The organism is Nocardia sp. NPDC059229, from assembly GCF_042754165.1.
Classification (GTDB): Bacteria; Actinomycetota; Actinomycetes; order Mycobacteriales; family Mycobacteriaceae; genus Nocardia.
The window spans coordinates 86,064-95,006 of the sequence record NZ_JBHZAK010000027.1 but is presented as its reverse complement, the minus strand read 5'-3'; the positions used below and the strand labels follow the sequence as shown (position 1 = coordinate 95,006).

The window sequence follows — 8,943 nt, the reverse complement described above, 5'->3', positions numbered from 1 at the left end:
GGGCAATGGCGCGGCCAAGCCGCCGGCCGCCAAGCCGGGTGGCCTCGGCTTCAAGTCGGGGATGAAGGCGCCGGGCCGGAAGAACTAGGCCCCGGACCGAAACAGCGGGCGGCCGAACCTGATCGACGAGGGCGGCGCTACCGAGTGGTAGCGCCGCCCATCGTTTCACCAGGCTCAGGGGAACCGCTTCGCGATCGCCGTCGCGATCTCATCGGGTGCGTGCTCCTGGATGAACTGCTGTGCGCTCGGCAGCTCGACTACCTCGAGGTCGGTGAATGTCGCCCGCATTCGGGGGATGTGGGCCTTAGGGCGGTAGACGAGGTCCCGCATGCCCCAGACCAAGAGGCTCGGCTTGTCGGCGAGTACAGCGGGCATGTCTCGGGAGAGCTGCTCCAGTAGCGGCCGGGCGTCACGAATCTGTTTGGCGATCACACCGAGTCCGGGGCGGGCCGCCGGGGTAGGCTGCACCCCGCGATAGTGGTCGGCCTCGGCCGCGCTGAGCTTGCGCCCCAGCTCGCCGAGTAGGACGCGCTCGACGAGGAAGTTCCGCTCGAGCACTTGCCGCTGCATCAGGGGGGTGCGGATGAGCCTGCTGAAGACCCGATTCGCCCGCGCTTCGGGTGGCCAGAACGTGGTGTTGCCCAGCACGATTCCGCGCAGCCGATCCGCGCGCGTGGTGACCGCGCCGAGGCCGATGGGTCCGCCCCAGTCGTGTCCCATCAGGATGAAGTCGTCGAGCCGCAGGTGATCGATCAGCTCGCCGAGGACCGAGATGTGCTCGGCGACCGTGTAACCGAATCCCTGCGGACGTTCGGACAATCCGAACCCCAGGTAGTCGACGACGATACAGCGATACCGGTCGCGCAGCTGCTGCACGATGTGGCGGTAGAGGAAGCTCCACGTCGGAACACCATGGCAGAACAGGATTGCCGGCCCGGATCCCTCGTCGATGTAGTGCACCCGGCCGGCGGACGAGTCGAACCAGCGGGAGTCGAACGGGTACAGATTCCGGTCGGGAACGAAGTCGATCAGCATTGAAACCCTCTCTGCGATACGAGACGACGTCTGATATACCTCGCCCACGCGGAATCACGTGAATTGCCAACGGTTTTCGGCCGCACATGAGCGTGTGCAACTGATGAAAGCGGCGGTTGAACACCCTTGGGCGACAACGGATTTCGTGTATGCTCACACCAGCGGAACCGCAATACACCGTATAAGCATTGACGAGTCGTGTTCTGAGTGCCGATCGTGGGGCGAGGGTTTCGGTTTCAGGAGCTGGGGGCCCGGGGCGGGCAATATCCAACTGCGCATGACGAGTGAGCTGTGATCGTGGCTGAAACTATGTCGATACCGACACTTGACGAATTTCTGGACAAGTCGGCAGAGGAGAGACTCGATTGGGTACATTCGTCCGAGGGATACACAAAAGGAATTCTGGGGCGGATCGAGCTGTTCCTTTCGTTCGCCCGCCCGCGTACATGCCTACCCGGAATGCTGGCGTTCTGCCTTTCCTGCAAGCTCCTCGGTCTGACGGTCGACCTCGATGTTCTGATCGGCTTCGCGATCACCTTCCTGTACAGCGCGGTCGCGAATCTGTTCAACGGCTATTCCGATGTCGCGGAAGACAATGAGAACCTGCCGGCCCGCCTGTACCTGCTCGGTCTCTACGGCCGGCGGCGGCTGCTGCTGAGTTCCTATATCGTGTGCGCGATCATGCTGGGGTTGGCGACCCTGGTGAGCCCCGTCTTCGTCGTGATGACGGCGATCTGTGTTCTCATCGCACACCAGTACTCTCTGCCGCCATTTCGGGTGAAGGCGCGGCCGGCGCTGTCGATCTGCCTCTTCGCCCTGGATGTCGCCTTCCCGTTCCTGATGGCTCCCGCCGTCGCGAAGCACGGGCCGGCGGTTCTCGGGAATTGGCCCTTCATCAGCATGGCCGCATATTTGTTCGTGTGGTTCGCGGCCAAGGGACTGGTGAAGAATCTGCCCGACTATTACGGCGATAGGGCTGCCGGTCTGACGACCTCGGCGACCATCAGCCGAACACGATTGCAAGCCGCGGTCGTGGCCTCGGCCGGGACGATCATCGTCTACCTGGGTCCGGTATTCCTGGTGGCCGGCGGTCAGTTCGGGGAGAAGTATCTGCTTGCCCTCGTATGGTTCCCGGTCGTATGCGTTCAGTGCGCACGGATGATCCTTCGTGACGACAGCCAGTCGGCGAACAACATGCTTCGTTTCGACATGGTGGTATCTACGGGGTATTTGTCGACCTGGATCCTGCTGATAGATCCCTCCGTTTCATCGGTCAGCATCGTGGTCGGGTCGCTGGTCATCATTTTCCTGATGGATGCGCTGAAGCTCGATACCCGCAGAAAGAAGGATGTCGTCTGATGGATGCGGTGGAAAGGTTGATGAAGGCGCGTCCGGGTGTCGTGTGGAACGAGTATCGCTCGGGTGAGGAGAACAACTATTCGGTAGTCGCGCTGGACCTTTCGAACAATGCGTTGCCTTTTGCTCCATTGCCGAGCGTCCGCAAGGCGATCGAGGCCGAGGTGGACCGTGCCGCGGACTACCCTTCCGCGTCGTATGGCTCGCTGCGGGGAGCCATCGCCGAGTTCGTGGGCTGCGCCGCCGATCAGGTCATCGTCGGGCCGGGCAGCGTAGGCGTGCTCGGATACGTGCTGCGACGGGTTGCCGCGGATGGTGGCCGAGTCGTCTTCGCGGTTCCGGCCTTCGACGCGTACGAGCGAGTCGTGGTGGACTCCGGCGGCACGCCGGTGCCGGTGCCCGGCACGGAAAGTCGCTGGCAGCCAATGGATTCCATGGTGGCGACGGCCGGATCGGACGCGGCTGCGATCCTGATCTGTTCGCCGCACAACCCGACGGGTGAGCGGGTGCGTCTCGACGAGATCGAGATGGTGCTCCGGACGGCTCCGCGGCACACGGTAGTCGTGGTGGACGAGGCCTATATCGATTTCGATCGAACCGTCGATCCTGCCGCGATCTTCCGGCTGACTCGTCTGTATTCGAATCTTGTTGTCATGCGGACCTTCTCGAAGGCCTACGGGCTGGCGGGGCTCCGCGTGGGATACGCCGTCGGCAATAGAGATCTGATCGGTGCCTGTCGAACGGCCGCATTGCCCTTCGGCGTGAACCGGATGGCGGTGGCCGCGGCGATCGCCTCGCTGGATGTGAGCAATGAGCTCGCCGCCCAGGTCGATTCGGTCGTGCACTGCCGGTCGTTGTTCACCGAATCGGTTCGCGAGCACGGACTCGCCGTCCCCGAATCGGGCGGCAACTTTCTCTGGATGCCCATGCGGCACACGGCATCTCTTGTCGACTGCTTCTCACGCTCGGGGATCGCAGTCCGTGAATATCCGGACCTGGGCATCCGGATCACCGTGCCCGCACTCGAGCACCTAGCTGACGTTGTCGATGTACTCGCGGAGGGATACCGCGGAATGGAGGCAAGCGCATGCCACAGATGAATCCGCACCTGGGGGCCGATCTGATGGGCCGTCCCCGGTTCGCCGATGCGCTGGTGGATCGATTGGTCCGAAACGATGTGCGCTACATCTTCGGGATGCCCGCGGAATCGGTGAATTGCCTCGTCGATGCGGTCGGGCGGCGGGAAGAGATCGGGCTCATCGCGGTTCGCCATGAAAGCGCGGCCTCCTGGATGGCCGTCGGCTACGCGCGGGGCTCGGGCACCGTGGGTGTGTGCTTCGGTACGGCCGGCCCCGGCGCCACGCACTTGTTGCCCGGCGTTTATGACGGGCTCTACGACCGGGTGCCGGTGCTGGCGATATCCGGACAGGTTCCGCTGGCCGGTATCGGGACGAAGTCGTTCCAGGAGATCGAATCCTCGCGGCTGTTCCGGGACGGTACGTGGCGCTCATCGGACATCATGTCGGCCGACCAGATCGGCGTCTTCGACCAGATCGTGCTCGCGATACGGCTCGAGCAGACGTCGGCTCATGTCGCGGTCCCGTCGGATCTGCTGAACGCACCGGTCGATGAGAGGGAACAGGCGAGCCCGTATCGGCTGGATCGCCGCAGTGCCACGAAGGTCGACAAGAAGCGCATCGACGACCTTGCCGACCACCTGTGCGCGAACCCGACGGCAATCGTATTGGGTTCCGGCAGCAGGGAATCGGTCGATCGCGCCCGCCTGGTCGCACACGCGCTGGCGGCTCCACTGGTGGCCCTGCCCGAGTCGGGAATCCCGGAGGCGCTGGTAACCCCGGTCGACGACCAGGAAGAATCCGCGGCCGACGGGAGCGTGCTGCTGATCGGCCGGCGAACCGTCGGAGTGGAGCGGTACTTTCCCGCGGCGAACATCCTGATCGAAATCACCGATCTCGCTACGTCCGGGTTCGACGCCGGATGCCGGCGGGTTGGAGTCGCCGGTGATATTCCGGCGATTCTGGAGTCCCTGACCTCCGCTGTGTCGAGCCGCAAAGACGTTCCGGCACACGCATCATCGGAGCAGCCGTCCGGCACACCGCGCGATACGGAGGTGCCCGGCGGGTGGGCGGTGCTCACACGGCGACTGGCGGGCGCGTCGGTGGCCGTCGACCCAGGACCGATACAGCGGCTGTCGCGCAGATTTCTGAGTGAGCACGCGAATGTCCACAGTGCGTGGAATCTGGAGGCCGAAGGGTCGGCGCTGCCGATGTCGATCGGTCTCGCGCTGGCGGCCGGTGATCGATGCTATGCGCTGACCGACCTCGCGTCCCTGGACCAGTACATCGCGGAGCTGTCCACCGCCGCGCGCTACGCGGTTCCCGTCACCGTCGTCTGCGCGGCGGAATCCGGTGCGACGATCCGAGATCTGGCTCAGGCCTTCGGAATCCCGGTGTTCTGGGCCGGAAACCCGAGTGAGCTGAATTCGAGGCTGGAAGAGGCCGGCCGCGAGCACGGTCCGGTCGTGATCCTGACCTCCGCGCTGGACGTGGAGCCGGCGCGGTCCGGCGGGAGGGGCGACACCGATGCCGTCCGGTTCGCGAGCGATCTGCTCGGTGCGATAGCGGGTCGTGGCGTCGACTCGGTGTATCTCTCGCGAAGCAGTTGTGCGCGGCTCGGTTCGGCGAGTGAATCGTCCGACCTCGACGTGCATGTCGTCTCCGATACGCAGGCGGCCGCCATGCGGGCAACCGCGGCCTTCAAGGCCGAGGGGACCACGGCGTGTGCCCTGGTGACCTCGCCCGCGGAACTGCTCGCACAGCTGAACGGGCTCTACGACGCTGCGTTCGACAGCGCGTCGGTGCTGCTGGTCTCCTTCGAAATCGACCGCTGGTTCCTGGATCCGGTGGACGTGCTGGGGGAGATCTCGGCGATATCGGTGGTCCTGGACGGCACCGCCAAGGATTCGACGCGCCTTCGAGACGCGTTGCTGACCGTGGCCGCCAAGGGTAAAGGCGTGACGCACATTCACGTCGCCAACTCCGCGATAGCGGCGGGCAACAGTGCGGCGCTCGTGGAAAGTGCCATCGCGCAAGGGATTCCGACGTCGTTGATCGGGCTTCCCGGTAGCACGATGGCCGCCCGCGAAGAGATCGCGCGGGCCGCGGAATTGCTCGAAGCGGCCGAGAATGTCTCGATCATTGTGGGCCGTGGCGCAGCCGGCGCACGACGTGAACTTCTCGAGTTGGCGTCACGCACGGGAGCTCCGCTCTACTGCACCATGGGTGCCCTGGCCGCGGACGTTCTAGGAGAACACTGCGACGGCCTGGTCGGGACATCCGGTCATGACGAAGCAATGCAGAACATCCGGCAGAGCCGGCTTGTCGTATTGGTGGGTGTGTCCTGGCGCGGCTCCGCATTCGAGCTCGTCGGAAACGGTCCGGTGGTGTCGATCAATGCCGACCCGCTGACTTTCCTTCGTCTCCCACCTGAATCGATCGGCCTGCTCGGAGACGCACGGGAGCTGCTGGAGGCTCTGATCGGATCGTCGAATGATCCTGTCGCCGTACGCGATATCGCCCGGCCCGGCACATCGCAGCGAAAAGGGCCGCGGGAGAGTGCGCGGGAACTGCGCGCGGCCGTGGCCGCGCAGATCATCGATCATGAGCTCGCGCGAGCCGGTAGAGCATCCACCCTGAGCGTGGATGTCGGTATCAACACGCTCTGGGCATACCGCTACGTACGGTCCGCATCCAGATATCTGTGGACCGCATCCTTCGCCACCATGGGATTCGCGGTGCCGGCTGCGGTGGACGTCGCCGCGCGCAGACCGAAGGAAATCTCGGTGGCGATCGTGGGAGATGGCGGGATCGGCATCACGCTGGCCGAGCTCCGCAATGCCGCGAAGGTCGAATCGACAACGGTGATCGTCGTTTTCAACAACAGCGCGCTGGCCGCCATCAAGTTCGAGAGCTGGATCATGGGATGGCCGGATACCTCATCGGAATTCGCGCCATTGGATTTCGCGAGCTTCGCACGGCATTGCGGGCTGCCCGCGGTGACGGCGCGGACATCCGAGGAATTCGGGAATGCCTTCCGATCCGCGCTTCGCACCGAGGGCCCGATGCTCATCGACGCGCGCATCCCCGCGGTGGAGGCTCCCGCGCTGGCGGGACGCATTCATGTCCGCCAGGTCGTGGGACTGGTGTCGGGCTGGCTGCGCGACGGTAGGGCCGCGAGATCCGGCGCGTGGTCGATGGTGAAGGCGGTGGGCGCCGACGCGGCTGTCCAACTGATTCGCCGGGTAGGGCGAAGTGAATGAACTGTCAGGCAATCAGAGAGGAGGGACTCGAATGGTCGGGACACGTCCGGCTACGCCGCAGGCGATGTTCACGGAAATAGCTCCGCGCTACGACCTGGTCAATTCGATTCTCACATTGGGTGGCGACAAGCGGCTCCGGCGCGAGGCGGTCCGCCTGCTCCGGCTCGAGGCCGGTTCGAGGGTGCTCGATGTCGCCGCGGGGACGGCCGAGATCGCGTCCGCGCTGGCCGCCGAATATCGCTTTCCGATGTCCTACTGCGCCGTCGATCTCAATGAGCAGATGCTGGAGGTGGCGGAGCGCAAACTGGCGCGGCTGGGGCGGGAGTGGCCGCGGAGCGAGTGGGGCCTGGTGCACGGAAGCGCGGAGGCGCTGACCTTCGAGTCGTCGACATTCGACGCCGTCGTCATGTGTTTCGCGCTCGATGACATGGACGACCCGTCGGCCGCGCTGGCGGAGACGGTACGGGTGCTCCGCGACGGTGGACGCTTTCTGCTGATCGAACTCGCCCTGCCGGACAGCGAGTTGCTGCGCACGGTGCTGAAGTACCGCCTGTTGCTGATTCGCAGGATCGCGGGACTTCTCGGTTTGGCGCCCGTCGCCCACATGACCAGGGAGGTGGAGATGGACCGTGGCGCGGAATACACCATAGCCCGCTGCGAAAAGGCCGGCCTCACAGTGGATTCCCGAGCGCGGTACCACGGCGGCATGGTTCGCGCCTATGTGTTCCGCAAGTAGAGAGGGAAAAGGTTCTTCATGTCCAACAAATGCCCGCACGTCGAGGCGCCGAAGGTGCATTCTGAAACCAGCATAATCAGCCGCCGTTTCTCGAATGAGCACCTGCCCGGGCCGCCGGGACACCGTTTCATGGGTTCATACCCCGAGTTCGCGAAGGACCGCAACAAGTTCCTGCGGGACACTGTCCGGCAGTACGGAGATGTCAGCCGAATCAGGTTCCCGCTCCGGGACTTGGTCGTACTGGGTAACCCGGAAGACGCACACGCGGCTATGGGTGACACCTCCGGCGACTACAGCAAGTTCGGTAACTATCATCCCGTCATTGCGAAGCGGCAGAACGGGTTGTCGTTCATCGAGGGAGAGCTCTTCAGGGAAAGGCGTCGGATCGTCAGTCCGCTGGTCACACGGGACGGTCTGAAGAGCACGTTCAATGCCAATGTCGAAGCCTACCTCGACAGCCTCGACGCGAACATCGCCGTGGCGACCGACGCCGAGGGTGTCACCGATCTGCAGGAGGCGATATTTCAGACCCTCTTGCGAGGAGTGCTGAAGCAGACGTTCACCGAGCCCTTCACTCCCCATGAGATCGATGAGTTGCACAACGGCCTCTCGACCTTCACCAAGTTCCTCGGATCGACTCTGAAGATCGCCGATCCGCCGAATCTGGTGCGCCCGTGGGGTCCGTACAAGATCCGGCCCTGGGCGGTGTACACCGCGGCGAAGATCGTCAAGAATCGCGTTGTCGAGCGCCAGAACTCGCCGGCTCTGGGAACCTACGGCGATGTCCTGGACGGCATGCTCGCGGGGTACAAGAAGCTGAAGACCCCCATGACCTTCTGGGACCTTTGCTTCGATGTGGCGACCATGACCAGCGCGTCGTATGGCACTACCGCCGGCGCGATCACCCAAACGGTCGTTCGCAGCGTCCTCGACGCCGAAGCGACGGATCGCCTGGTGGAAGAGAGTGGCACTGTCGATCTTTCACAACCGTCCATCGAGTCGGTGCGCAGCCTGCATTGGGTGAAGTCCTGCTTCGAGGAATCGATGCGAATGCAAGGGCTGCCGCTCCTGCTCCGATTCACCTCGACCGGCGCGAACTTCCAAGGGTTCGACATCGCGCCCAATACGATGCTGGGCGTTCCGATCTCGACGATCCACCGCGACCCGCGCTGGTGGACCGATCCCGACAAGTTCGATCCGAATCGGTTCTACGACAAGAGCAAACGGGTCGACCAGCCTCGGGTGTTGCACTACCTGGCGTGGGGTGCGGGCCCGCACCGATGCACCGGCGCCCAATTGGGGTACCTGATCGCGCCGTACCTCGTGGCCTTGATTTTCAGCCGCTACAAGATCGAAGTGCCGCCGCACTGGTCACTTCGCGAGGATCCCGGCCTGGCGCCGGTGATCAAGGGCGGCTTCCGAGTTCGACTGACTCGACGATAACTGCTTCGGCCGAAGAGAACCTGAGGGAGTGGGT

6 protein-coding genes are annotated in these 8,943 nt (G+C 64.1%); 5 read left to right on the top strand and 1 reads right to left on the bottom strand.

The annotated features are described in order from the left end of the window. Positions 1 to 174: 174 nt before the first annotated feature. Positions 175 to 1,035: a haloalkane dehalogenase gene (locus tag ACFXHE_RS38830; protein WP_379389880.1), complete on the bottom strand. Its 861-nt coding sequence runs from the start codon at positions 1,033 to 1,035 to the stop codon at positions 175 to 177. A 291-nt stretch (positions 1,036 to 1,326) separates the two neighbouring features. Here ACFXHE_RS38830 and ACFXHE_RS38825 point away from each other — a divergent pair, with 291 nt between their 5' ends. From ACFXHE_RS38825 to ACFXHE_RS38805, 5 genes are read left to right on the top strand one after another with little or no spacing between them, the layout of a single operon-like run. Then, a complete protein-coding gene (locus tag ACFXHE_RS38825) occupies positions 1,327 to 2,394 on the top strand; it encodes a UbiA family prenyltransferase (protein ID WP_379389878.1) in 1,068 nt (355 codons plus the stop codon). After that, positions 2,394 to 3,491: a pyridoxal phosphate-dependent aminotransferase gene (locus ACFXHE_RS38820; protein ID WP_379389876.1), complete on the top strand. Its 1,098-nt coding sequence runs from the start codon at positions 2,394 to 2,396 to the stop codon at positions 3,489 to 3,491. The genes ACFXHE_RS38825 and ACFXHE_RS38820 overlap by 1 nt, the downstream gene beginning before the upstream one ends. Then, complete coding sequence (locus ACFXHE_RS38815; RefSeq protein WP_379389874.1) at positions 3,479 to 6,730, top strand: thiamine pyrophosphate-binding protein; 3,252 nt, start codon at positions 3,479 to 3,481, stop codon at positions 6,728 to 6,730. The genes ACFXHE_RS38820 and ACFXHE_RS38815 overlap by 13 nt, the downstream gene beginning before the upstream one ends. Positions 6,731 to 6,761: 31 nt before the next feature. Further along, positions 6,762 to 7,466 carry a class I SAM-dependent methyltransferase gene (locus tag ACFXHE_RS38810; RefSeq protein ID WP_379389872.1) on the top strand — a complete coding sequence of 235 codons (705 nt, stop codon included), beginning with the start codon at positions 6,762 to 6,764 and terminating at the stop codon, positions 7,464 to 7,466. An 18-nt stretch (positions 7,467 to 7,484) separates the two neighbouring features. Then, positions 7,485 to 8,909: a cytochrome P450 gene (locus ACFXHE_RS38805; RefSeq protein WP_379389870.1), complete on the top strand. Its 1,425-nt coding sequence runs from the start codon at positions 7,485 to 7,487 to the stop codon at positions 8,907 to 8,909. Positions 8,910 to 8,943 lie beyond the last annotated feature (34 nt).

Excerpts from the sequence above, each read along its gene's own strand:
- ACFXHE_RS38830 (WP_379389880.1), bottom strand. The coding sequence starts at position 1,035 with ATGCTGATCGACTTCGTTCCCGACCGGAATCTGTACCCGTTCGACTCC.
- ACFXHE_RS38815 (WP_379389874.1), top strand. The coding sequence starts at position 3,479 with ATGCCACAGATGAATCCGCACCTGGGGGCCGATCTGATGGGCCGTCCC.
- ACFXHE_RS38805 (WP_379389870.1), top strand. The coding sequence starts at position 7,485 with ATGTCCAACAAATGCCCGCACGTCGAGGCGCCGAAGGTGCATTCTGAA.
- ACFXHE_RS38810 (WP_379389872.1), top strand. The coding sequence starts at position 6,762 with ATGGTCGGGACACGTCCGGCTACGCCGCAGGCGATGTTCACGGAAATA.
- ACFXHE_RS38820 (WP_379389876.1), top strand. The coding sequence starts at position 2,394 with ATGGATGCGGTGGAAAGGTTGATGAAGGCGCGTCCGGGTGTCGTGTGG.